18 protein-coding genes and 2 tRNA genes are annotated in these 25,276 nt (G+C 68.5%); 9 read left to right on the forward strand and 11 right to left on the reverse strand.

From position 1 onward, the window contains the following. Positions 1-85: 85 nt before the first annotated feature. From CFB46_RS14015 to CFB46_RS14035, 5 genes are all read right to left on the reverse strand, one after another. A complete protein-coding gene (locus CFB46_RS14015) occupies positions 86-1,486 on the reverse strand; it encodes a sensor domain-containing diguanylate cyclase (RefSeq protein ID WP_027784670.1) in 1,401 nt (466 codons plus the stop codon). Positions 1,487-1,744: 258 nt separating this feature from the next. Next, positions 1,745-2,923 carry an acetyl-CoA C-acyltransferase gene (locus CFB46_RS14020; RefSeq protein WP_027784671.1) on the reverse strand — a complete coding sequence of 393 codons (1,179 nt, stop codon included), beginning with the start codon at positions 2,921-2,923 and terminating at the stop codon, positions 1,745-1,747. A 50-nt stretch (positions 2,924-2,973) separates the two neighbouring features. Beyond that, positions 2,974-3,606 carry a bifunctional nicotinamidase/pyrazinamidase gene (pncA, locus tag CFB46_RS14025; RefSeq protein ID WP_027784672.1) on the reverse strand — a complete coding sequence of 211 codons (633 nt, stop codon included), beginning with the start codon at positions 3,604-3,606 and terminating at the stop codon, positions 2,974-2,976. A 44-nt stretch (positions 3,607-3,650) separates the two neighbouring features. Further along, positions 3,651-5,735, reverse strand: coding sequence for a 3-hydroxyacyl-CoA dehydrogenase NAD-binding domain-containing protein (locus CFB46_RS14030; protein ID WP_027784673.1), 2,085 nt, complete (start codon positions 5,733-5,735; stop codon positions 3,651-3,653). A 191-nt stretch (positions 5,736-5,926) separates the two neighbouring features. Continuing rightward, the gene (locus CFB46_RS14035) at positions 5,927-7,570 is read right to left on the reverse strand and encodes a 3-(methylthio)propionyl-CoA ligase (RefSeq protein ID WP_027784674.1); all 1,644 of its coding nucleotides are present in this window, start codon (positions 7,568-7,570) and stop codon (positions 5,927-5,929) included. Between the two features lie 178 nt (positions 7,571-7,748). Between CFB46_RS14035 and CFB46_RS14045 the strand changes: the two genes are divergently transcribed. The 5 genes from CFB46_RS14045 (at position 7,749) to CFB46_RS14065 (ending at position 11,564) form a co-directional block, all read left to right on the forward strand. Further along, a complete protein-coding gene (locus tag CFB46_RS14045; RefSeq protein ID WP_027784675.1) occupies positions 7,749-9,317 on the forward strand; it encodes a protein adenylyltransferase SelO in 1,569 nt (522 codons plus the stop codon). 43 nt (positions 9,318-9,360) lie between these two features. Next, a complete protein-coding gene (msrB, locus tag CFB46_RS14050; RefSeq protein ID WP_027784676.1) occupies positions 9,361-9,792 on the forward strand; it encodes a peptide-methionine (R)-S-oxide reductase MsrB in 432 nt (143 codons plus the stop codon). A 130-nt stretch (positions 9,793-9,922) separates the two neighbouring features. Beyond that, a complete protein-coding gene (locus CFB46_RS14055) occupies positions 9,923-10,453 on the forward strand; it encodes a septation protein A (protein WP_027784677.1) in 531 nt (176 codons plus the stop codon). Between the two features lies 1 nt (position 10,454). After that, the gene (locus CFB46_RS14060) at positions 10,455-10,763 is read left to right on the forward strand and encodes a BolA family protein (protein ID WP_027784678.1); all 309 of its coding nucleotides are present in this window, start codon (positions 10,455-10,457) and stop codon (positions 10,761-10,763) included. A gap of 18 nt (positions 10,764-10,781) precedes the next feature. After that, the gene (locus tag CFB46_RS14065; RefSeq protein WP_027784679.1) at positions 10,782-11,564 is read left to right on the forward strand and encodes a peptidylprolyl isomerase; all 783 of its coding nucleotides are present in this window, start codon (positions 10,782-10,784) and stop codon (positions 11,562-11,564) included. A 171-nt stretch (positions 11,565-11,735) separates the two neighbouring features. Here CFB46_RS14065 and CFB46_RS14070 read toward each other — a convergent pair whose 3' ends face one another. Both CFB46_RS14070 and purL read right to left on the reverse strand, forming a co-directional pair. Next, positions 11,736-12,281: a GNAT family N-acetyltransferase gene (locus CFB46_RS14070; RefSeq protein WP_034185421.1), complete on the reverse strand. Its 546-nt coding sequence runs from the start codon at positions 12,279-12,281 to the stop codon at positions 11,736-11,738. Between the two features lie 5 nt (positions 12,282-12,286). Next, on the reverse strand, positions 12,287-16,351 hold the full coding sequence (gene purL / locus CFB46_RS14075; protein WP_027784681.1) for a phosphoribosylformylglycinamidine synthase: 4,065 nt from the start codon (positions 16,349-16,351) through the stop codon (positions 12,287-12,289). A gap of 329 nt (positions 16,352-16,680) precedes the next feature. Between purL and CFB46_RS14080 the strand changes: the two genes are divergently transcribed. The 3 genes from CFB46_RS14080 (at position 16,681) to pgi (ending at position 21,313) form a co-directional block, all read left to right on the forward strand. Further along, positions 16,681-17,982, forward strand: a complete 1,302-nt coding sequence (locus CFB46_RS14080) for an FAD-dependent oxidoreductase (RefSeq protein WP_027784682.1) — start codon at positions 16,681-16,683, stop codon at positions 17,980-17,982. Between the two features lie 52 nt (positions 17,983-18,034). Further along, the gene (locus CFB46_RS14085) at positions 18,035-19,579 is read left to right on the forward strand and encodes an NAD(P)H-hydrate dehydratase (protein ID WP_027784683.1); all 1,545 of its coding nucleotides are present in this window, start codon (positions 18,035-18,037) and stop codon (positions 19,577-19,579) included. Positions 19,580-19,690: 111 nt separating this feature from the next. Beyond that, entirely contained in the window at positions 19,691-21,313 is a 1,623-nt protein-coding gene (gene pgi, locus CFB46_RS14090; RefSeq protein ID WP_027784684.1) for a glucose-6-phosphate isomerase, read from the forward strand. 116 nt (positions 21,314-21,429) lie between these two features. Here pgi and CFB46_RS14095 read toward each other — a convergent pair whose 3' ends face one another. Then, a complete protein-coding gene (locus tag CFB46_RS14095) occupies positions 21,430-22,131 on the reverse strand; it encodes an ABC transporter ATP-binding protein (RefSeq protein WP_027784685.1) in 702 nt (233 codons plus the stop codon). Here CFB46_RS14095 and CFB46_RS14100 point away from each other — a divergent pair. Continuing rightward, positions 22,130-22,804: an arylesterase gene (locus CFB46_RS14100; protein ID WP_027784686.1), complete on the forward strand. Its 675-nt coding sequence runs from the start codon at positions 22,130-22,132 to the stop codon at positions 22,802-22,804. The genes CFB46_RS14095 and CFB46_RS14100 overlap by 2 nt on opposite strands. Before the next feature lie 71 nt (positions 22,805-22,875). On the opposite strand, the gene CFB46_RS14105 is transcribed toward CFB46_RS14100, so the two are convergent. The 3 genes from CFB46_RS14105 to CFB46_RS14115 form a co-directional block, all read right to left on the reverse strand. Further along, positions 22,876-24,813 carry a SurA N-terminal domain-containing protein gene (locus CFB46_RS14105; protein WP_027784687.1) on the reverse strand — a complete coding sequence of 646 codons (1,938 nt, stop codon included), beginning with the start codon at positions 24,811-24,813 and terminating at the stop codon, positions 22,876-22,878. Between the two features lie 183 nt (positions 24,814-24,996). Next, positions 24,997-25,073, reverse strand: a tRNA-Asp gene (locus tag CFB46_RS14110). 23 nt (positions 25,074-25,096) lie between these two features. Next, positions 25,097-25,172: transfer RNA gene (locus tag CFB46_RS14115), tRNA-Val, on the reverse strand. Positions 25,173-25,276 lie beyond the last annotated feature (104 nt).

A 25,276-nucleotide genomic window follows, 5' to 3' on the forward strand; every position in this document is an offset into this window, starting at 1 on the left:
CGCGTGCCGACCGGCACCGGCATCGGCGCTGGTCTGCAAAAGCCCCGGCGGCGCGCCCGCCGCCGGGGCGTCGGTGGAATGCGGATCATCGCGACACCACGCGGTTGCGCCCTTCCCGCTTCGCCTGGTACAGCCGCTCGTCGACCACCCGCAGCAGCGCATCGACCGTGCTGCCGTCGACGCCGTATTGCGCGACGCCGACGCTGACCGTCACCTGCACGCGCTTGAAGTCGAGCCCGAACGGCGCACTCGCGATCGACGAACGCACGCGCTCGGCCGTCATCCGCGCGCCCTCGAGCGGCATGTCCGGCAAGAGCGCCATGAACTCCTCGCCGCCGACCCGCGCAAGCGCGCCCGCCGGCCGGATCGCCTCGAGGCACTGGCGCACGACGCCGCGCAGCACCTCGTCGCCGATCTGGTGCCCGTATGCATCGTTGATATTCTTGAAATTGTCGAGATCGAGCGCGAGCAGGCAGAACGGCGTGCCGTCGCGCTCGGCCCGCACGATCTCGCGCTCGACCTGCGCGATGAACTGGCGGCGGTTCGACGCGCCCGTCATCGGGTCGGTCGCGGCCATGTACTCGAGCTTCTGGTTCGTGCGCCGCAGCTCCTGCAGCGCGCTTTCGGTGCGCGCCATCGATTCCGACAGCCGGCTCATCAGATCTTCCTGGCTGTAGATCGCCGAGAACGAGCGCGTCGTCTGCAGCGCCTGCACGACGCCGTAACTGAGCAGGAAGAAGCCGCCCGCGAAGATCGCATGCGCGAGCCACCACATGTGATTCCACGGCTTGCCGAGGATGAACGCGAGCGACGACAGCGCGAACGCCATGATCGACACGCCGTAGATCACCATCAGCGGCGAGCGGATCCGCCGCGCGAGCAGCAGCCCCACGTTCAGCAGCGAGAACACCAGCGCGCCGCCTTCCATCGACAGCCGCGTGCCGAGCGCGCCCGCGACCGGCGAATACGCGATGTACGCGACCGCCACGTTGACGATCACGAAGAACACGATCCACGGCAGCCACGTCCGCGCGCTCGTGCGCTTGTCGATCCGGTCGGGCGGACGCGAATACGACAGCAGGCCCGTGAGCAGCAGCGCCGACATCACGAAGCGCGATGCGGGCCCGTACAGCAGGAACAGCCAGATATTGTGGTGCGCCATCCCGGTGAATGCACCGTGCAGCGCATAGATCATCGCGAAGCCGAGAAAGCCCAGCGTCAGCCAGCGCAACAGCGGCTCGCCGGACGACCGGTAGCACACCCACGTCACGTAGGTGACGAACGCGCCTTCGAGGGTCGCCGCCGCGATCGCGATTTCATGGAAGGCGTGGCTCTCGAACACGACGCTCCGGTCGCTGAAGAACCACAGATAGGCAATCAGATACGCAGGCAGCAGCGCGAATCCGACCAGCAGGCATTTCGCGTAGAGCCTCGCGGCCGCGCTGACGACGCGCGGCGGTTCCCCGGCTGCATGGGTCGTACTCATTCGGTCCCCGGTCGGTCTGCTGTGATGATTCGAATCTTCGCGGCACGGATCGCACGACGCACGATCCGGCCCATCGTGCCGAAAGGCAAATGTCAGAGCAAGTATAGGTGGGGCAATTCGTTTGACAAGTCAGGGGAAACGGCATTGCCGGGTGCATGCCTTTTGCTTCCCGATCGTTGCGAATGGCGCGGGGCCGCGCCGATTCGCCGCGGCGGCGTGCGGTGACGCCGAAGCGCGACCGCGGCCGCCGCTCAAAGATCAGAGGATTTCGAACAGGCCGGCCGCGCCCTGCCCGCCGCCGATGCACATCGTGACGACCACGTACTTCACGCCGCGCCGCTTGCCTTCGATCAGCGCATGGCCCGTCAGGCGCGCGCCCGACACGCCGTACGGATGACCGACCGCGATCGCGCCGCCGTTCACGTTCAGGCGGTCCTCGGGAATCCCGAGCGTGTCGCGGCAGTACAGCACCTGCACCGCGAACGCCTCGTTCAGTTCCCACAGGCCGATGTCGTCGACTTTCAGCCCCGCCTGCTTCAGCAGCTTGGGCACCGCGAACACCGGGCCGATGCCCATTTCGTCCGGTTCGCAGCCGGCCACCGCGAAGCCGCGGAACGCGCCGAGCGGCTGCAGCCCGTCGCGCTGGGCGGCCTCGGCGCTCATCACGACGCACGCCGACGCGCCGTCCGAGAACTGGCTCGCATTGCCCGCGGTGATCACGCCGCCCGGCACGGCCGAGCGGATCTTCGACACGCCTTCGAGCGTCGTGTCGGGGCGGATGCCCTCGTCGGCCGATACCGTCACTTCCTGCGTGAACAGGCGCCCCGTCGCCTTGTCGGCGATGCCCGCGAGCACGGTGATCGGTACGATCTCGTCGCGGAAGCGCCCGGCTTCCTGCGCGGCCGCGGCGCGCAGTTGCGACTGCACGCCGTACGCGTCCTGCCGCTCCTTCGAGATGCCGTAGCGCTGCGCGACGTTCTCGGCCGTCTGCAGCATGTTCCAGTAGATCTCGGGCTTGTGCTGGACGAGCCAGCCTTCCTGGATCATGTGCCGGTTCATCTCGTTCTGCACGCACGAGATCGATTCGACGCCGCCGGCCACATAGATGTCGCCTTCGCCCGCGATGATCCGCTGCGCGGCCAGCGCGATGGTCTGCAGCCCCGACGAACAGAAACGGTTCACCGTCATCCCCGGCACGCTCACCGGCAGCCCGGCGCGCAGCGCGATCTGCCGCGCGATGTTCGCGCCCGTCGCGCCTTCGGGGTTCGCGCAGCCCATGATCACGTCCTCGACGCGCGCCGGGTCGAGCTTCGCGCGTTCGAGCGCCGCCGCGACCACGTGGCCGCCGAGCGTCGCGCCGTGCGTCATGTTGAAGGCGCCGCGCCAGGATTTCGCCAGCGGCGTGCGTGCGGTCGATACGATTACGGCTTCGGTCATGCGAGTCTCCTTCGGTCCTGCTTCATGTCCTGAATCGGATGGGGAATGCGCTACGCCGCCGGGCGCGCGCCGGCGGACGTCGCATGCGCGACGCCCGCTGCCTGCATCTGCTGCCATGCGCGTGCCAGCGACCCGTTCAGGTCGATCGCACGGCACGCATCGTTGATCACCGCGGCTTCGAAACCGGCCGCGCGCGCATCGAGCGCCGACCACGCGACGCAATAGTCGGTCGCGAGCCCGCAGCACCACACGCGCTTCGCGCCGAGTTCGCGCAGGTAGCCCGCGAGCCCCGTGCGCGTCGTGCGGTCGGCTTCGACGAACGCGGAATAGCTGTCGACCTGCGCGTCGCCGCCCTTGCGGATCACGAGCCGCGCGTGCGGGATGTCGAGGTCGCGATGCAGCGCCGCGCCGTCGGTGTCCTGCACGCAATGCACGGGCCACAGCACCTGCTCGCCGTACGGCAGGGCGAGCGTCGAGAACGGCTCGCGGCCCGGATGGTTCGCCGCGAACGACACGTGCTCGCTCGGGTGCCAGTCCTGCGTGAGCACGACCTGGTCGAAACGTTGCGCGAGCGCGTTGATCACGGGCACGACCGCATCGCCGTCGGGCACCGCGAGCGCGCCGCCCGGCATGAAGTCGTATTGCACGTCGATCACGAGCAGGACGTCGTCGGTGCGTTTCATTGCATGTCTCCAGACAGGATCGGCCGCGCCGCGAGGCGGCGCCGTCAGCCGTTGAACCCGCGGCCGGCCTTCGCCAGTTCCGCGATCGACGGCGCGAGTTGCCACGCGTCGCCGTTCGGCGCCGCCGCATAGCGGCGAATCGCGCGCTCGACGTTGTAGAGGCCGACCGCGTCCGCATACAGCATCGGGCCGCCGCGCCACAGCGGGAAGCCATAGCCGGTCAGATAGACCATGTCGATGTCGGACGCCTTCGACGCGATCTTCTCCTCGAGGATCTTCGCGCCTTCGTTGACGAGCGCGAACACCAGCCGCTCGACGATCTCGTCGTCGCCGATCTTGCGCCGCTCGACGCCGCGCTCCTTCGAATACGCGACGACCATCTCGTCGACGAGCGACGACGGCTTCGCCTTGCGATCGCCCGGCACGTAGTCGTACCAGCCGGCGCCCGTCTTCTGGCCGAAGCGACCCTGTTCGCACAGGCGGTCGGCGATCTTCGAATACTGCAGCCCGGGCTGCTCGACGTAGCGCCGCTTGCGGATCGCCCAGCCGATGTCGTTGCCGGCGAGGTCGCTCATCCGGAACGGCCCCATCGCGAACCCGAACTTCTCGATCGCGCGGTCGACCTGCGCGGGCAGCGCGCCTTCCTCGAGCATGAACAGCGCCTGGCGGATGTACTGCTCGATCATCCGGTTGCCGATGAAGCCGTCGCACACGCCCGACACGACCGCCGTCTTGCGGATTTTCTTCGCGACGGCCATCACGGTCGCGAGCACGTCCTTCGCAGTCTGTGCGCCGCGCACGACCTCGAGCAGCTTCATCACGTTCGCCGGGCTGAAGAAGTGCATGCCGACCACGTCCTGCGGACGCTTCGTGAACGCGGCGATCTTGTCGACGTCGAGCGTCGACGTGTTCGACGCGAGGATCGCGCCCGGCTTCGCGACTTCGTCGAGCTTGCGGAACACCTGCTCCTTCACGCCGAGCTCCTCGAATACGGCCTCGACGATCAGGTCGGCGTCCTTCAGGTCGTCGTAGGACAGCGTCGGCGCGATCAGCGCCATGCGCGCGTCGAGCTTCTCCTGCGTGAGCTTGCCCTTCTTCACCTGCGCGTCGTAATTCTTGCGGATCGTCGCGAGGCCGCGCTCGAGCGCCTCCTCCTTCGTCTCGAGCAGCGTGACGGGCAGCCCCGCGTTGATGAAGTTCATCGCGATCCCGCCGCCCATCGTGCCCGCGCCGATCACGCCGACCCGGCGGATCTCGCGCAGCGGCGTGTCGGCCGGCACGTCGGGAATCTTGCTAGCCGCCCGCTCGCCGAAGAACGCATGACGCAGCGCGCGGCTTTCCGGCGTCATCATCAGCGCGACGAAACCTTCGCGCTCGGCGATGCTGCCCTTGTCGAAACCGTTCAGCACGCCGGCCTCGATCGCGTCGATGCACTTGTGCGGCGCGGGGAAATTCGGCGCGGCGGCCCGCGCGGAATTGCGTGCGAACTGGATGAAGCCCGCCGCGTTCTCGTGGACGATCTTGCGATCGCGCACGCGCGGATGCGGCCCCTTCTGCGCGCCGACCGTGCGGGCGAACGCGACGGCCGCGTCGAGCGGATCGCCGTCGGCCATTTCGTCGAACAGCCCGCTCTTCGCGAGTTGCTCCGACGGCACCGGCGCGCCCGACACGATCATGTTCAGCGCGGTTTCGAGCCCGACCGCGCGCGGCAGGCGTTGCGTGCCGCCCGCGCCCGGCAGCAGCCCGAGCTTCACTTCGGGCAGCGCGACCTGCGCGCCGGGCGCCGCGACGCGGTAATGCGCGCCGAGCGCAAGCTCCAGGCCGCCGCCCATCACGACGCTGTGCAGCGCCGCGACGACCGGCTTCGCGCTCGCCTCCACCGCGCGGATCACGGTGTGCAGCGTCGGCTCCTGCAGGGCCTTCGGCGTATTGAATTCGGTGATGTCGGCGCCGCCCGAGAACGCGCGGCCCGCGCCGGTCAGCACGATGGCCGTGACCGACGGATCCTGCGCGGCGCGATCGAGCGCGTCCATGACGCCCTGGCGGGTCGACAGGCCGAGCCCGTTGACGGGCGGATTGTTGAGCGTGATGACGGCCACGCCGTCGCGAGTCGAGTAATCCACTGCCATCTGCCTGCCTCCATGCATCGCGCGCCGGATTGGCTGCGCTTCATTGTGCGCGGTCGAACGGCCGCATGTCCGGATGAACGGAGGCAGCATACAACGAAAAAGCACGGTCGTTCAATTTGAATTTTGCTCCCGATCCGGGGACGGATCGGGAGACCGATTCGCAGGCCGGCGGCGGCGGCCCGGCACGGGGCTTACGGCTCGCACACCGCCGTCGGCAGCACGTAATCGCGGAACGTCTCGCGCAGCTTCAGCTTCTGCAGCTTGCCGGTCGCCGTGTGCGGCAGAGATTCGACGAACACGACGTCGTCGGGAATCCACCATTTCGCGACCTTGCCCTCGTAGAACGCGAGCAGCGTGTCGCGGCTCAGGTTCGCGCCTTCGCGCGGCACCACGACGAGCAGCGGGCGCTCGGTCCATTTCGGGTGCGCGCAGGCGATGCAGGCGGCTTCGGCCACCCCCGGATGCGCGATCGCGACGTTCTCGATGTCGATCGAGCTGATCCACTCGCCGCCCGACTTGATCACGTCCTTGCTGCGGTCGGTGATCTGCAGGAAGCCGTCGGGGTCGATCGTCGCGACGTCGCCGGTCGGAAACCAGCCGTCCGACAGCGGCGACGCATCGCCGCGAAAGTAGTGGTCGATCACCCACGGCCCGCGCACCTGCAGTTCGCCGAACGCGATGCCGTCCCACGGCAGCTCGCGGCCGTCGTCGCCGACGATGCGCATGTCGACGCCGCAGATCACGCGCCCCTGCTTCTCGAGCAGCCGGCGCTGCGCGTCGAGCGGCCGCTGCGACTGCGCCCAGTTGAGCTTCGCGAGCGTGCCGAGCGGCGACAGTTCGGTCATCCCCCACGCATGGATCACGCGCACGCCGTATTCGTCCTCGAACGTACGCAGCATCGCGGGCGGGCACGCGGAGCCGCCGATCACCGTGCGGTTCAGCGTCGAGAAACGCACGCCGGCTTCGCGCATGTAGTTCAGCAGGCCGAGCCACACGGTCGGCACGCCCGCGGAGAACGTCACGCGCTCGGCCTCCATCAGCGCGTACAGCGATTTCCCGTCGAGATCCTTGCCGGGCAGCACCAGCTTGCCGCCCGTCAGCGGCACCGCGTACGGCAGCCCCCAGGCGTTGACGTGGAACATCGGCACGACGGGCAGCACGGCGTCCATCGCGGACAGGTTCATCGCGTCGGGCAGCGCGGCGCCGTACGCGTGCAGCACGGTCGAGCGATTCGAATACAGCACGCCCTTCGGGTTGCCGGTCGTGCCGGACGTGTAGCAGAGCCCCGACGCCTGCCGCTCGTCGAGACGCGGCCAGTCGTAGCGGCCGTCCTCGGCTTCGACGAGCGTTTCGTAGCAGAGGAACGGCGTGGCGCCGGACGGCAGGTGCGCGGCGTCCGTCATCGCGATCCAGCCCTTCACGTGCGGGCATTGCGGCGCGATCGCGTCGACCAGCGGCGCGAAATTGATGTCGAACAGGACGTAACGGTCTTCCGCGTGATTGACGATGTACGCGATCTGTTCGGGAAACAGGCGCGGGTTGATCGTGTGGCACACGGCGCCCATCCCGCCGATCGCGTAATACGCCTCCAGATGCCGGTAGCCGTTCCACGCCAGCGTGCCGACGCGCTCGCCGGTTTCGACGCCGAGCCGCGCGAGCGCCTGCGCCAGCTGCTTCGCGCGGCGTTCGCAATCGCGGTACGTGTAGCGATGCAGGTCGCCTTCCACGCGCTTCGACACGATCTCCGTGTCGCCGGCGTGCCGCGCGGCATGCGAAATCAGCGACGACACCAGCAGCGGCACATCCATCATCTGGCCCAGCAACGGCTTACCCATCGTCTTGTTCTCCCTGAGGATGCGAATCGGTGACCAGCCTGGGGGCCGTTTCCGTACGGAAGCGGTCCCGGTGCGCGCCCGTCAGCGGCCCCGGACGGGCGTGGCGCGCGATGCGCGGGCCGCCATGCGGGCGGCGCGACGCCGCCTTACAATATCGGCTTACCCAGAGGCGCTCAACATGTCGTTTTCCCGAAGCGCAGCCGATGCGGCTGACACTCTCCCCGACCTCCCCGCGACGCTCGGCGCGCCCGCCGAACGCGCGTTCGTCACGCTCGGCGACGCGTTTCATACGCGACTGCCGGCCGCGCCGCTTGCCGCGCCGTACGTCGTCGGCTGTTCCGACGAAGTCATGCAATTGCTTGGCCTGCCGCCCGCGATCGCCGCGCAGCCCGGTTTCGCCGAACTGTTCGCCGGCAACCCGACGCGCGACTGGCCCGCGCACGCGATGCCGTACGCGTCGGTCTATTCCGGCCACCAGTTCGGCGTGTGGGCCGGCCAGCTCGGCGACGGCCGCGCGCTGACGATCGGCGAATTGCCGGGCACCGACGGCCGGCGCTACGAACTGCAGCTCAAGGGCGGCGGCCGCACGCCGTACTCGCGGATGGGCGACGGCCGCGCGGTGCTGCGCTCGTCGATCCGCGAATTCCTGTGCTCGGAAGCGATGCATCACCTCGGCATCCCGACCACGCGCGCGTTGACGGTGGTCGGCTCCGACCAGCCGGTGGTGCGCGAGGAGATCGAAACGGCGGCCGTCGTCACGCGCGTGTCGGAGAGCTTCGTGCGCTTCGGCCACTTCGAGCACTTCTTCTCGAACGATCGCCCCGACCTGCTGCGCCAACTTGCCGATCACGTGATCGACCGCTTCTATCCGGCCTGCCGCGACGCGGACGATCCGTACCTCGCGCTGCTCGAGGCCGCGACGCTGCGCACTGCCGACCTCGTCGCGCAGTGGCAGGCCGTCGGCTTCTGCCACGGCGTGATGAACACCGACAACATGTCGATCCTCGGCGTGACGATCGACTACGGCCCGTTCGGCTTCGTCGACGCGTTCGACGCGAACCACATCTGCAACCACTCCGATACCGGCGGCCGCTATGCGTACCGGATGCAGCCGCGCATCGCGCACTGGAACTGCTACTGCCTCGCGCAGGCGCTGCTGCCGCTGATCGGGCTGCAGCACGGCATCGCCGACGACGATGCGCGCGCCGAGCGCGCGGTGGACGATGCCCAGGCCGTGCTCGCGAAGTTTCCGGAGCGCTTCGGTCCCGCACTCGAACGCGCGATGCGTGCGAAGCTCGGCCTCGAGCTCGAACGCGAGCACGACGCCGACCTCGCGAACAAGCTGCTCGAGACGATGCACGCGAGCCACGCGGATTTCACGTTGACGTTCCGCCGGCTCGCGCAGATCTCGAAGCACGACGCGAGCCGCGACGCACCCGTGCGCGACCTGTTCATCGACCGCGAAGCGTTCGACGCATGGGCGAACCTCTACCGCGCGCGGCTGTCCGAGGAAACGCGCGACGACGCGGCGCGCGCGATTGCAATGAACCGCGCGAACCCGAAATACGTGCTTCGCAACCATCTGGCCGAAGTCGCGATCCGGCGCGCGAAGGAAAAGGATTTTTCGGAAGTCGAGCGGCTCGCGCAAATCCTGCGCCGTCCGTTCGACGAACAACCGGAGCATGAAGCGTACGCGGCGTTGCCGCCCGACTGGGCCGGCTCGCTCGAAGTGAGCTGCTCGTCCTGAGCCTGCAACCCGCGCATCTCGACCGACCGATCAGGAGAACCCCATGTCACACGATTCCGACGATAAGACCTTCCCGTACCAGAAGGACGACGCCGAGCTGCGCCGCCGGCTCACGCCGATGCAGTACGAGGTCACGCAGCACGCGGCGACCGAGCGCGCGTTCACCGGCGAATACACCGACACCGAGGATGCCGGCATCTACAAGTGCGTCGTCTGCAGCACGCCGCTGTTCGAATCCGGCGCCAAGTTCCACTCGGGCTGCGGCTGGCCCAGCTACTTCAAGCCGCTCGACGGCGAAGTGATCGACGAGAAGGTCGACTACTCGCACGGGATGGTGCGCGTCGAGGTGCGCTGCAACCACTGCGGCGCGCATCTGGGCCACGTCTTCGAGGACGGCCCGCGCGATCAGACCGGTTTGCGGTACTGCATCAATTCGGCTGCGTTAAACTTCGAGTCCCGACCCGAAAACGAATGAGCGGCGCCGGGCGGATCTGCCGGGCGGCCAGCCTCGGGCCGGACCGCCCCGATCCGCGACGGCGATGCCTGGCGGGTCCCTACAACGATGACAGGCCGCGCCAGCGGCCCGTCACGCAGCTGCGAGCGCCATGAAATTCCTGTTCGATCTGTTTCCGATCATCCTGTTTTTTGTCGCCTTCAAGGTCTGGGGCATCTTTACCGCCACCGCGGTCGCGATCGTCGCGACGCTGGCCCAGGTCGCCTGGGTCGCCTTCCGGCACCGGAAGGTCGACACGATGCTGTGGGTCAGCCTCGGCGTGATCGTCGTGTTCGGCGGCGCCACCCTCGTCCTGCATGACGAGAAATTCATACAATGGAAACCGACCGTGCTGTACTGGCTGTTTGCGATCGGGTTGCTCGCCGCGCGTTATGCGTTCAGCAAGAACCTGATCGAGAAGATGATGGGCAAGCAGCTCACGCTGCCGTCGCCCGTGTGGGACAAGCTGAACGTCGCGTGGGCGATGTTCTTCGCGGTGCTCGGCGTCGCGAACCTGTACGTGGTGCACAACTTCACCGAATCGCAATGGGTGAACTTCAAGCTGTTCGGTACGACGGGCGCGATGGTCGTATTCATCATCCTGCAGAGCCTGTGGCTCACGAAGTACCTGAAGGACGAATGACATGAGCGACGCCTTTCTCCACGCCTCCCCCGACGAACGCATCGCGCTGATCGAAGCGCGCCTCACCGCGTCGCTCGCCCCGCTGTCGCTCGCCGTGCGCGACGACAGCGCGCAGCACGCAGGCCACGCGGGTGCCTCCGCCGGCGGTCATTTCACGGTCACGATCGTGTCGTCCGCGTTCGCGGGCAAGCCGCGCGTCGCGCGGCACCGGCTGGTGTATGATGCGCTCGCTGATGCGATGCAGCGCGGCATTCACGCGCTCGCGATCGTGGCTTACACGCCCGAAGAATTCAACGAATCTTCAATCTAGTCTCATTAGGAATTCCCGATGATCCTGAAATCCCCCCGCCTGTGGGTCGCGGCGGCTGCATTTGCAGCGGCACCGGCATTCGCCCAGAACATCGCCGTCGTCAACGGCACGCCGATTCCGAAGTCGCGCGCCGACGCGATGGTCGCGCAGCTCGTTCAGCAAGGCCAGACCGACGGCCCGCAACTGCAGCAGGCCGTGCGCCAGGAACTCGTGAACCGCGAAATCCTGATGCAGGAAGCGATCCGCGAAGGCATCCCGAATCGTCCGGACGTGAAGGCGCAAGTCGCCGTCGCGCAGCAGACCGTCGTGCTGCGCTCGATGATCGAGAGCTTCCTGAAGAAGAACCAGCCGACCGACGCCGAAGTGAAGGCGCGTTACGACAACCTCGTCAAGGGCGCCGGCGGCAACCGCGAATACCACCTGCACCACATCCTCGTCAGCGACGAGCAGCAGGCGAAGGACCTGATCGCGAAGATCAAGGCCGGCGCGAAGTTCGAGGATCTCGCGAAGCAATACTCGAAGGATCCGGGTTCGGGCAAGAACGGCGGCGATCTCGACTGGTCCGACCCGAAGGCGTACGTGCCGGAATTCGCGGCCGCCGCGCAGAAGCTGCAGAAAGGCCAGATGACCGATACGCCGGTGAAGACGCAGTTCGGCTGGCACATCATCCGCGTCGACGACATCCGCGACATCGCACCGCCGCCGTTCGAGCAGGTGAAGGCGCAGATCGCCCAGCAGCTCGTGCAGCAGAAGCTGCAGGCGTTCGAGGAAGGTCTGCGCCAGCAGGCCAAGATCCAGTAACGCCGGCGCGCGTCGCACGCGCATCGAAAAGCCGCTCTTCGGAGCGGCTTTTTCTTTTGGCGCGCACGAACACGTGTCTCGCGACGCGACGGCGCTCAACCGGCGCGCAATAAAAAACCGCTCCGAAGAGCGGTTTTTCCCGTGTCGGGCATCGCCTGCCCGCAGGGTTCGCTACGCGGGATAAAACACGTCGTGATAACGCGCTTCGCCCGACGGCAGCGGCGCCGATTCGTCGAACGGCAGCGCGAGAAAATACTCGGGCGGCACGCCCGGAAACACGATGCCGCCGTGCGGTTCGAACCCGAAACGCGCGTAATACGCCGGCTCGCCGAGCACCACGCAGCCGCGCGCGCCGAGCCGCCGCAACGCGTCGAGCCCCGTGCGCGCGAGCCCCGCGCCGATGCTCTGCCGCTGGCAATCGGGCCGCACCGCGAGCGGCGCGAGTCCGTACCACTGCTGGCTGCCGGCCGGCTCGCCGCCGATCGCGACGGGCGAAAACGCGACGTGCCCGACGATACGCCCGTCGCGCTCCGCGACGAGCGATACGCTCAGCGCGCCGTCTGCGCGCAGTGTCTCGACGATGCGCTGCTCGAACGCCCCGCCCTGCGGCTCGCCCGCGAACGCCGCCCGGATCACGCGGCCGATCGCGTCGGCCTCGCCCGCCCGTTCGTCACGCAGCGTGACGACCTCGACCGGTGCGTTCGGGTCGAACATCATCCGGATCAGCCGATCCAGCGGCGCGCGTTGCGGAACACCCGCATCCACGGGCTCGCTTCGCCCCAGCCTTCCGGGTGCCAGCTCATCGTGACCGTGCGATGCACGCGCTCCATGTGCGGCATCAGCACCGAGAAGCGGCCGTCCGCCGTCGTGACCGACGTGATGCCGGCCGGCGAACCGTTCGGGTTGAACGGATAGCGCTCGGTCGCTTCGCCGCGGTGATCGACGTAACGCATCGCGACCGCGACGCGATCGATGTCGCCCTGCTGCGAAAAGTCCGCATAGCCTTCGCCGTGCGCGACCGCGACCGGAATCCGCGAGCCTTCCATGCCCGCGAAGAAGATCGACGGCGACTTCTCCACTTCGACGAACGAGAAGCGCGCCTCGAACTGCTCGGACTTGTTGCGCGTGAACTTCGGCCACGCTTCGGCGCCCGGGATCATCGACGCGATGCTCGACAGCATCTGGCAGCCGTTGCAGATACCGAGTGCGAACGTATCGGGACGCGCGAAGAAGGCCGAGAACATGTCGGCGAGGTTCGCGTTGAAACGGATCGTCTTCGCCCAGCCTTCGCCCGCGCCCAGCACGTCGCCGTACGAGAAACCGCCGCACGCGACCGCGCCCGCGAAATCGGCCAGCGTCGCGCGGCCCGCGAGCAGGTCGCTCATGTGCACGTCGTGCGCGTCGAAGCCCGCGCGATCGAACGCATACGCCGTTTCCAGATGCGAGTTCACGCCCTGTTCGCGCAGGATCGCGACGCGCGGCCGTGCGCCCGTCGCGATGAACGGCGCGGCGATGTCGTCGGCCGGATCGAACGTCAGCACCGGCGAGATGCCCGGATCGGCCGCGTCGAGCAGCGCGTCGTATTCGGCATCCGCGCAGGCGGGGTTGTCGCGCAGGCGCGCGATGCGCCAGCTCACTTCGCTCCATGCGCGATGGAGTTCGGTACGCGGCGCGCCGAAGATCTTCTTCGCATCGCGGTACACCTCGATCACGTCGCGATCGTTGACCGAGCCGATCACGTGCGAACAGGTCGACAGGCCGAACTCGCGCAGCGCACCGAGCACCGCGTCGCGGTCGGACGCGCGCACCTGCACGATGGCGCCGAGCTCTTCGGAGAACAGCGCGCGCAGCGTGCGATCGTCGCGACGGCCGCTCGTCTGCTTCGCCCAGTCCTTCGCGTCGCCGTAGTCGGATTCGTGGTTCGGGTCGAGCGTCAGCATGTCGACGTTCAACGACACGCCCGCACGGCCCGCGAACGCCATTTCGCACACGGTCGCCCACAGGCCGCCGTCCGAGCGGTCGTGGTACGCGAGCAGCTTGTCTTGTGCATTGAGCGACTGGATCGCGTTGAAGAAGCGCTTCAGGTCTTCCGCGTCGTCGACGTCCGGCGTCGCATTGCCGACCTGCTGCGTGACCTGCGCGAAGATGCTGCCGCCCATCCGGTTCTTGCCGCGGCCCAGATCGATCGCGATCAGCACGCTGTCGCCCGCGTCCGCCACGCGGCGCAGTTGCGGCGTGAGATGGCGGCGCACGTCATCGACCGGCGCGAACGCGGAGATGATCAGCGACACCGGCGACACCACTTCCTTCGCGACGCCCTGCTCGTCCCACTTCGTCTTCATCGACAGCGAGTCCTTGCCGACCGGGATGCCGATCCCGAGCGCCGGGCACAGCTCCATGCCGATCGCCTTGACCGTGTCGAACAGCGCGGCGTCCTCGCCGGCCGTGCCGCATGCGGCCATCCAGTTCGCCGACAGCTTCAGCTTGTCGAGCGACGCGATCGGCGCGCTCGCGATGTTCGTGATCGCTTCGCCGACGGCCATGCGGCCCGATGCCGGCGCGTCGATCACCGCGAGCGGCGTACGCTCGGCCATCGTCATCGCCTCGCCCTTGAAGCCCGCGTAGTCGAGCGCGGTGATCGCGCAGTCGGCCACCGGCACTTGCCACGGGCCGACCATCTGGTCGCGCACCGACGTACCGCCGACCGAACGGTCGCCGATCGTGATCAGGAACGACTTGCTGCCGACCGTCGGGTGCTTCAGCACGTCGAGCGCGACTTCCGACAGCGCGATGCCCGTCACGTCCACCGGCGCACGCTCGGTGCTCACGCGCACGACGTCGCGGTGCATGCGCGGCGGCTTGCCGAGCAGCACTTCCATCGGCATGTCGACCGGGTATTCGTCGGCGCCCGTCGCTTCGTCGTCGACGAGCTTCAGCTGGCGTTCGTCGGTCGCGACACCGACCACCGCGAACGGGCAGCGCTCGCGCGCGCAGATCGCCTCGAAGCGCGGCAGGTCGGCCGGCGCGATCGCCAGCACGTAACGCTCCTGCGCCTCGTTCGACCAGATTTCGCGCGGCGACAGGCCCGATTCCTCGAGCGCGACCTTGCGCAGTTCGAAGCGCGCGCCCTTGCCCGCGCCGTCGACGATCTCGGGGAACGCGTTCGACAGGCCGCCCGCGCCGACGTCGTGGATGCTCAGGATCGGGTTTTCCGCGCCGAGCTGCCAGCAGCCGTTGATCACTTCCTGCGCGCGCCGCTCGATTTCCGGGTTGCCGCGCTGCACCGAGTCGAAATCGAGCTCGGCCGTGTTCGCGCCGGTCGCCATCGAGCTGGCCGCGCCGCCGCCCATGCCGATCCGCATGCCGGGGCCGCCGATCTGGATCAGCAGCGAGCCCGCCGGCACGTCGTGCTTGTGCGTATGCTGATCCGCGATGTTGCCGAGGCCGCCCGCGATCATGATCGGCTTGTGATAGCCGTGCACCGTGCCGCCGACGTTCTGCTCGTACACGCGGAAGTAGCCGCCGAGGTTCGGGCGGCCGAATTCGTTGTTGAACGCGGCGCCGCCGAGCGGGCCGTCGATCATGATCTGCAGCGGCGACGCGATGCGGTCCGGACGGCCGTAGGGGCCGTGCTGCTCGTTCGGGTTGCGCTCGGCCACCGGCTGCGCCGCGTCGCGTGCGCTTTCCCACGGCTGGCGGGCGTCGGGCAGGTCGAGGTTCGACACGGTGAAGCCCGTGAGGCCGGCCTTCGGACGCGCGCCGCGGCCCGTCGCGCCTTCGTCGCGGATCTCGCCGCCCGCGCCGGTCGCCGCACCCGGGAACGGCGAGATCGCCGTCGGATGATTGTGCGTCTCGACCTTCATCAGCGTGTGCGTGAGCTCGGTGTGGCGGGCATAACGCTCGCCCGGCTCGCCGGCCGCACCCGCGTTGCGCGGGAACCAGCGTTCGGCTTCGGCGCCGACCATGATCGACGAGTTGTCCGAATACGCGACGATCGTGCCCTGCGGGCTCAGCTTCTCGGTGTTGCGGATCATCGCGAACAGCGACATGTCCTGCGCTTCGCCGTCGATCGTCCACTGCGCATTGAAGATCTTGTGGCGGCAGTGTTCGCTGTTCGCCTGCGCGAACATCATCAGTTCGACGTCGGTCGGGTTGCGTTCGAGCTTGCGGAACGCGTCGACCAGGTAGTCGATCTCGTCGTCGGCGAGCGCGAGGCCCAGCTCGACGTTCGCGCGCTCCAGCGCGCCGCGGCCGACGCCCAGCACGTCGACGCTCGCGAGCGGCTTGGCCGGCAGTTCGTCGAACAGGTGCTTCGCGTCGTCGCGCGCCGCGACCACGCTTTCGGTCATCCGGTCATGCAGCGCGGCCGCGACGGCCGCGCGTGCGTCGTCCGACAGCACCTTCTTGCCGCCGAGCAGGCCCGACTTCAGCGTGACCGTGAATTCGACGCCGCGCTCGATGCGGCGCACCTGCGTGAGGCCGCAGTGCTGCGCGATGTCGGTCGCCTTGCTCGCCCACGGCGAAACCGTGCCGAAGCGCGGCAGCACGACGAAGGTCTCGGTCGCGCCCTTCTCGCCCGCCGGCTGGAACGGCTCGCCGTAGTGCATCAGCGCGTCGATGCGCGCGCTGTCGTCGGCCGACAGCGGCTCGGCCGCATTGACGAAGTGCAGGAACTGGCCGCGCACCGCGACGATGTTGGCGTCGATTTGCCTGAGCGTGTCGAGCAGACGGGTTTGACGGAAATCGGAGAGGGCCGAAGCGCCGGGAAAACACGAGAAGTGAGCCATGGGCTGGACTGACGTCGATGAGTCGCGCGAGGTGGCGACGTGGGGCGAAAGGAAGGCCGTAATTATACCCGGAAGTCGGCCGCCCAAGACCGCCGATCGGTAGTCCGCGTGCACCGCCCCGGTGCCCGGGCGCACGGCGCGCACGGCCGCCCGCCGGAGCGGCCCGCGGCGGCCCGCGCGCCGGCCGCCGCGGCGCGAGCGCACGACCTGGTGCTCGGCCGGCGCCGGCTAGCGCACTTTTGGCGCTATCATTCCGGGTTGACCGGGCCTCGGCCCTCAGCGAATTCTCACCGGGCGGCGTGCGCGCCGCCCGTCATCGAAGCAATCCAATGGATGTCATCGTCATCGGCGGCGGAATCAGCGGCGTCGCCACCGCCTACCAGCTGCGCGCGGCCGGCCATCGCGTGTGCGTGGTCGAACGCCACGCGACCGTCGCGCAAGGTGCGACCTACGGCGACGGCGGCGCGCTGCTGCCGAGCCCGCTCGACGTCTGGTTCGGCCCGACTTTCATGCGCCAGCGCCAGTCGCGCGACAGCGGCGTCGTCTACAAGCCGGGCTTCAACGGCGGCGTGCGCCACTTCGTCAAGCAGCTCGGCACGCTGCGCGAGCCCGACGCGTTCGCCGCGCAGTACGCGCGGCTGCGCCCGCTGATCGACGTGTCGCGCGACACGCTCGCCGATATCGAGGCGCGCCTCGAGCTCGAATTCGAGCAGAAGCCCGGCATCCTGCACGTCGTGCGCGATCCGCGCGACTGGGACGCGCTGCAACCGGCGCTCGACCTGCTGCGCACGCTCGACCAGCCGTACCGCACGCTCACCGCCGACGAATGCGCGGCGCTCGAACCGTCGGTGCCGGCCGAGCCCGGCTTTGCCGGCGGCGTGCTGCTCGAAACCGAGCGCACCGGCAACTGCCCGCTGTTCGCGAAACTGGTCAAGCAGACGCTCGACGAGCACGGCGTGCAGTTCCGCTTCGGCGCGGACGTCGCCGCGATCCGCGTCGACAACGGCCGCGCGGCGGTCGAGCTCGTGCCGCCGGGCAACCGGAGCGCGGCGAAGGCGCGCGAGGTCGACGTGATTTCCGCCGACGCGATCGTGGTCGCCGCCGGCGCCGGCAGCATCGCGCTGCTCGAACGGCTCGGCTGGCGCCTGCCGCTGCACCCGGTGCGCGTCCATACGCTCACCGCGCCAGTCGCGTACGAAGAACACGCACCGCACCTGAGCGTCGTCGATTCGATCAAGCGGATCTCGATCACGCGCACCCATCAGCGGCTGCGCGTCGGCGGGGCCGCGGTGCTGCAGAGCCAGGCCGACACCGCGAAACCGCTCGCCGAGCCGCTGTCCGAAGCCGCGCTCGCGCTCCTCGGCCAGGCCGTCCATGACTGGGTACCGGGTGCCGCGAAGATCTCGGCCGCGCTGTCGTGGCAAGGCACGCAACTGCTGTCGCCCGACGGTCTGCCCGTCGTGGGTCCGACCCCGCATCCGCGCGTGTTCGTCAATTTCGGCCATGGCCCGGCCGGCTGGGGCCTCGCGTGCGGGTCTGCTAAAGTGGTGACCGACTATCTGGGCGGCAACGTCCAGCACTGGCCCGCCGACACGCTCGCCGCGCTGAGCGCCGGCCGCTTCACGACCTGACCGCCGCGGGCCGGCCCGTGGCGGCATCCTTGCCAGCCGCCACGATCCCGCGATGACCGTTACCCGCCCGCTTCCCGATTCCGATCCGATCGCGCTGCTGCGCGTCGCCGACCTGCGCGCGGCCGAAGCCGATGCAACCGCCGCGCTGCCGCCGCACACGTTGATGGGCCGCGCCGGCGCCGCCGCCGCGCGCTGGCTGTCCGAGCGCGTCGCCGGCGACGATCGCCCCGTCTGGTTCGCGGTCGGCCCCGGCAACAACGGCGGCGACGCGCTGGTGGCCGCCGCGCAGCTCCAGCAGCTCGGCGTCGCGACGCATGCTTGGATGCCGGTGCCGGTCAAACCGGACGACGCGCAATGGGCACTCGGTGTCGCGCGCACGGCAGGCGTGCCGTTGTCGGCCGCCCCGCCCGCGTCGCTGGAAGGCTATGCGTGGGTCGTCGACGGGCTGTTCGGCATCGGTCTCGGCCGCGCGCTCGACGGCACGTTCGCCGAGCAGGCCGCACGCATCGCCGCCCATGCGCGCGACGGCGGCCGCGTGCTCGCGCTCGACGTGCCGAGCGGGCTCGACAGCGACACGGGCCGGATCGTCGGCGCGGGCGTCGCCGTCGCAGCCACCCATACACTCACCTTCATCGGCGCGAAGCCCGGCCTCTACACGGGCGACGGCCGCGATCTCGCCGGCGAGATCCACGTCGCGTCGCTCGACGTCGCGCCGCCCGCCGCCCCGGCCATCGTGCTGAACGCGCCCTCGCTGTTCGCCGCGGCGCTGCCCGCGCGCGCGTTCGCGTCCCACAAGGGCACGTACGGCAGCCTCGCGGTGCTCGGCGGCGACACGGGCATGTGCGGCGCACCGATCCTCGCCGCGCGCGCCGCGCTGTTCGCGGGCGCCGGCAAGGTGCACGTCGGCTTTCTGGGCGCGGGCGCGCCGCCGTACGATCCGCCCTTCCCCGAGCTGATGCTGCATCCGGCCGACACCCTCGGCCTCGGCACGATGACCGCAATCGCGGCCGGTTGCGGGCTCGGCACGCGCGAGGCCGCGGCGACGCTCGTACGCGACGTGCTCGCGCAAGACATCGCGACGCTGCTCGATGCCGACGCGCTGAACCTCGTCGCGACGCACGCGGACCTCGCGGCCGCCGTCGTCAGGCGCGGCGCGCGCGGCAATCCGTGCGTACTGACACCGCATCCACTCGAAGCCGCGCGCCTGCTCGGCGGCGACACGGCAGCCGTGCAGCGCGACCGCGTCGCGGCCGCGCAGGCGCTCGCCGCCCGTTACGCGGGCGTCGTCGTGCTGAAAGGCTCGGGCACGGTGATTGCAGCGCCCGACGGGCGGGTGGCGATCAACCCGACCGGCAATGCGGCGCTCGCCACCGGCGGCACCGGCGACGTGCTCGGCGGCCTGATCGGCGCGCTGCTCGCGCAGCGGGTCGCACCGTATGAGGCGGCGCTGGCGGGCGTCTATCTGCACGGCCTCGCGGCCGACACGCTGACCGCAAACGGCACCGGCCCGGCCGGGCTCACCGCGGGCGAGCTCGCGCCGATGGTGCGCACGCTGATCAATCGCCTTTTTTATCCGTCGCCGCGCGCCGACACGTAACGCCGCTATACTGACTGCCCCGCCGCACGGCGGGCCTTCTCGTCCGCCGGCTTTCCGATCCCGATGAGCCGGCGCGGCATTCCTCCCGATTCACGCTTCACTCGAACCGCCATGACGCTGAAATCGCTCCCCGCCTGGACTGCCCTTCAATCCCACTTCGAACAGATCCGCCACGCGCGGCTGCGCGACTGGTTCGCGCCGGAAAACGACCGCGCGCCGACCCGCGCCGAACGCTTCACGATTCCGGGCGGCGGTCTCGCGGCCGATTTCTCGAAGAACCGCATCGACGACGAAACGCTGCGCCTGCTCGTGCAGCTCGCGCGCGATGCGGGCGTCGAAGCGCGCCGCGACGCGATGTTCGCGGGCGAGATCGTCAATCCGACCGAAGGCCGCGCCGCGCTGCACACCGCGCTGCGCGCGACCGACCCGCAGGCGCCGTTCCACGCGCAGGTGAGCGCCGAGCGCGCGAAGATGGCGACGTTCGCGCGCGCCGTGCGCAGCGGCACGTGGACGGGCCATACGGGCAAGCGCATCCGCCACGTGATCAACATCGGCATCGGCGGCTCCGATCTCGGGCCGAAGATGGTCGTGCATGCACTGCACCACGTCGCCACGCCCGACATCACGACCCACTTCGTGTCGAACGTCGACGGCGCCGATCTCGCACGCGTGCTCGAACAGGTCGATCCCGAGGAAACGCTCGCGATCATCGTGTCGAAGACCTTCACGACGCTCGAGACGATGACGAACGCACGTTCGCTGCGCGACTGGTTCGTCGCGCGCGGCTGCCCCGAGGATGCGCTCGCGAAGCACTTCGTCGGCGTGTCGGCGAACCCGGCCGAAGTCGTGAAGTTCGGCATCGCCGCCGACAACGTGTTCGAAATGTGGGATTGGGTCGGCGGCCGCTATTCGCTGTGGTCGGCGGTCGGCTTGTCGATCATGATCGCGGTCGGCCCCGAACAGTTCGACGAGCTGCTGGCCGGCGCGAACGACATGGACCGTCACTTCCGCGAAGCGCCGCTCGAGCGCAACCTGCCGGTGCTGCTCGGCCTGATCGGCATCTGGTACCGGAATTTCTTCGGCTCGCAGAGCTATCTCGTCGCGCCGTATTCGGAAGCGCTGCATTACCTGCCGTCGTACCTGCAGCAGCTCGAAATGGAGAGCAACGGCAAATCCGCGCGCCTGGACGGCACCTTCGTCGACTACCCGACCTCGGCCGTCACGTGGGGCGAGCCGGGCACCAACGGCCAGCATGCGTTCTTCCAGATGCTGCACCAGGGGCCGACGATCGTGCCGATCGACTTCATCGCGGTGCTGACGCCCGAGCATCCGCTCGCGAGCCATCACCCGAAGCTGCTCGCGAACTGCTTCGCGCAGAGCGAGGCGCTGATGCTCGGCCGCACGCTCGAGGAAGCGCGCAAGGTCGCCGGGCCCGGCAAGGAAGCGCTCGCGCCGCACCTGACGTTCCCCGGCAACCGCCCGACCACGACGCTGCTCGTCGATGCGCTGACGCCGCGCACGCTCGGTGCGCTGATCGCGCTTTACGAGCACAAGGTGCTCGTGCAGGCGACGGTGTGGGACATCAATCCGTTCGACCAGTGGGGCGTCGAGCTCGGCAAGATTCTCGGCAAGGTCGTCGAAGCCGACCTGTCGGCCGAATCGGTCGATCCGGCGAAGCACGACTCGTCGACCACGGCGCTGATCGAGCGCGCCCGCGCGGCGCTCAAGCGTTGAAGCCGTTAAAGCCGTTAAAGCCGTTGAAGCCGTTGAAGCGCTGACGCGACGGCGTCATGCCCGTGCCGGCCGCGCAATCCACGCCGCGCGGCCGGCACGAACATTCACGCGCTGCGCTAAGCCGCGTGCGGCGCGACGATGCGCCCGGCGTCGATGGTCACCGTCGTTGCGCAGCGGCGCGCGAGTTCGGCATCGTGCGTGACGAGCACCAGCGTCGCGCCATGCGTGCGGTTCAGTTCGAACATCAGGTCGATGACCGCGTGTCCGGTTGCAGCATCGAGGCTGCCGGTCGGCTCGTCGGCGAACAGGATCGCCGGGCGCGTGACGAACGCGCGTGCGAGTGCGACGCGCTGCTGTTCGCCGCCCGACAGCAGCTTCGGATAATGCGCGGTACGCTCGCCGAGCCCCACCTGCACGAGCAGCGCCCGCGCGCGGTCGGCTGCGTCGCGCGCGCTGATGCCGCCCTGCAGTTCGAGCGGCAGCATCACGTTCTCGAGCGCCGTCAGGTGCGGCATCAACTGGAACGACTGGAATACGAATCCGACCGCGCCGTTGCGCAGCGCCGCGCGTTCGTCCTCGTCGAGCTGGTCGAGCGCGCGACCGAGCAGGCGAACCGTGCCGCTCGTCGCGCTGTCCAACCCCGCAAGCAGGCCGAGCAGCGTCGATTTGCCCGAGCCCGACGCGCCGACGATCGCGAGGCTGCTGCCCGACTGCACGGCGAGCGTGATGCCGTCGAGGATCGTCAGCTCGCCCGTTGCATCGGCAACCCGTTTGCACACGTCATGGACTTCGATGATCGGATCGGTAATCTTGAACATGGACACGACATTTCGCTGGAAAAGACGCGCGGCGGCCGCCGCGCTGCTGGGCACCCTGCTGGCCGTCACCGTCACCGTGCCCGCGCGCGCCGCGACGGCACCGGCATCGAGCCCGCCCGTGATCGTCGTGCTCGGCGACAGCCTGTCGGCCGAATACGGATTGCCGCGCGACACCGGCTGGGTGTCGCTGCTGCGGCAACGGCTTTCGACCGAGCGAATCGATTATAGCGTCGCGAACGCCAGCGTCAGCGGCGACACCACGAGCGGCGGCCGTGCGCGGTTGCCCGCGGTGCTGCAGCGGCTCAAGCCCTCGATCGTCGTCGTCGAGCTCGGTTCGAACGATGCGCTGCGCGGCGTGCCGCTCGCGACGACCGAGCAGAATCTGCGCGACATCATCGCGAGCGCGCGGCGCACCCAGGCGAAAGTCGTGCTGGTCGGCATGTACGTGCCGCCCAATTACGGCCCCGATTACACGCAGAAGTTCCATGCGGTCTATACGCGGCTGTCGAAAGATCTCGGCGTGCCGCTCGTGCCGTTCCTGCTGGCCGGCATCGAGAACAAGCCCGAAATGTTCCAGGCCGACCAGATGCATCCCGCGCAGCAGGCCCAGCGCATTCTGCTCGACAACGTGTGGCCGGCGCTGAAGCCGTTGCTCGGCAAGCCGCACGGCTGAGCGCGGCGCACCGGAAAACAAAAAGCCCCGCTTCGAGCGGGGCTTTTTGATGGTTGCGGGCAAAACGATGCTCAGTTGTCGCCGTCCTGCTGCTGGCCGGCCGTCGTGCTGCCGTACAGCTTCACCTTCGAGCGATCGCGCAGCGCGGCGAGGTACGCTTCGCCTTCGCTCTGCGCGTCGACCTGCGCCATCTGCTGCTGCGCGGCCGCCAGTTGCTGCGGATCGACCGCCGAACCGGGGATCACCGCGTTCACACGGTAGATCGCATAGCCGTCCGCGCCGAGGTCGACACCGACGTAAGCCGGCAGCGTCTTCGCATCGACCTTGTAGACCGCGCTCAGCGCAGCCGGCGTCAAGCCCTGCGCCTGCGTGCGCGACACCTTCTGCGCGGCCGCGAGCCCGTCGGTCGACTTCGACTTCTGCAGTTCGGCCAGCTTCGCCGCACCGTCCTTCTTCGCGAGTTCCGCGGCCTGCTCGGCGATGACCTTCTGGCGCACGACGTCCTTGATCGTGTCGAGCGCGGGCACCGCCGCCGGCTTGTGCTCGGTCACGCGCGCCGAGATCAGCGTGTTGTTGCCGACGTCGATCGCCTGCGTGTTGTTCTGGTTCTTCACCGCGTCGTTCGCGAACACGGCGGCCAGGAACTTCGGATTGTTCAACGGGCTCGTCGGCGGCAACTGCGGATTCGGCACCGGCGTGACGGTGGCCGTCTGGATCGTCAGCTTGTACTTGTCCGCGGCCGGCTGCAGCGTCTTCGCCTTTTCGTAGACGGTCGACGTGAAGCCTTCCGCGTTGTCCGAGAACGCCTTCGATGCGTACTGCTGCTTCAGGTCGACCGCGATCTGGTCCTTCACGTCCGCGAACGGCTTGACGATCGCCGGCTTCACTTCGGTTGCCTTCAGGATGTGGAAACCGAGATCCGACTGCACGATCCCGCTCACGTCGCCCTGCTTGAGCGAGAACGCCGCATCGTCGAACGCCTTGCCGCCCGCGGTCGAGCCGCGCGTGATGAAGCCGAGGTCGCCGCCCTTCGCTGCCGACGGCGCGTCCTGCGAGTTCTTCTGCGCGATCTGCGCGAACTGGTCCGGGTGCGCCTTCACGTCGGCGAGCAGTTGCTCGGCCTTCGCCTTCGCGGCCGCCTTGTCGGCCGCGCTGGCGCTGCCCGGCGCGGCGATGAAGATGTGGCTCACGCGCACCTGTGCTTCGGTACGGAAGTGCGTCGGATTGTCGTCGTAGAACTTCTTGATGTCCGCCTCGGTCGGCTGCGCGCTCGCGGCCGCCGCGGCCGGCGAATAGACGAGGTACTGGATCGTCGCGGTTTCCGGCGTCGCGAAGCTCTGCTTGTGTGCGTCGTAGTACGCGGTGAGCTGCGCGTCGGTCGGCTGGACCTTCGCCGCGAAGTCGCTCGCCTTCAACACGAGCGCCTGCACTTCACGCTGCTGCGCGGCGAGTTCGGACAGGCGTTGCGCGAGGCTCTTCGGCGTGAACGCGCTCGACACGATGCTCGCCGGAATCTGCTGGAGCGAGAGGCTGTAACGCACGCGCTCCTGGTACTGCTCGGGTGTCATCCCCTGGAACGACAGCAGTTGCGCGTAGCGTTCGACGTCGATCGTGCCGTCGGGCTTCTTCAGCGACGCGATCATCGGGTCGCTCATCAGCGCGTCGCGCACGGCGTTGTCGGATGCGGTCAGGTGCAGGCGTTGCGTCTCGTCGGCCAGCACGCGTTGCTGGATCAGGCCATCGAGCACCTGCTTGCGATGCTCGGGCGTGTCGAACATCTTCATGTCGAACTGCCCGCCGAGCGCCTGGCGCGCCTGGTCGATCTGCTGGCGGAACGCGCCGTCGAATTCGACCCGCGTGATCTTGTGCCCGTTGACTGCCGCGACGTTCGCACTGTCGTCGAAGAAGCCGCGGAAGCCTTGGATCCCGACGAAACCCAGCCCCGGCAATACGATCAAGAGCAGGAGCGCCATCATCAGGCGCTGGTGATTACGGAAGAAATCGAGCATGCGTGACGGGAAAATTGGACAAAACGTCCGATATTACAACATACGGGGTGGGACGGGCGAAAAGCGGGCACGGAACGAACCCGCAAGCGGCTTCCTCCACTCCGCAGTCACGCGCCCGCAAGCGGGCGCAAAACCGAACGCACAAACAACAATGCCCGCACGAGGCGGGCATTGTTGTTTGTTTGGCGGAGCGGACGGGACTCGAACCCGCGACCCCCGGCGTGACAGGCCGGTATTCTAACCGACTGAACTACCGCTCCTTGGTCTGGCTGAATCGTGAAACTGGTGGGTGCTGAGGGGTTCGAACCCCCGACCTACGCCTTGTAAGGGCGCCGCTCTACCAGCTGAGCTAAGCACCCGTTTCCGATTCGTTCCGACTGCGATCTGCGTTTCCGCATCAACAATCAGCGAGCCCGCAAGTTTAATTCATCCCCGATCATTTTGCCAAGCCTGCTGCGTGATT

This window comes from Burkholderia sp. HI2761 (genome assembly GCF_002223355.1).
In the GTDB taxonomy this organism is placed as follows: Bacteria; Pseudomonadota; Gammaproteobacteria; order Burkholderiales; family Burkholderiaceae; genus Burkholderia.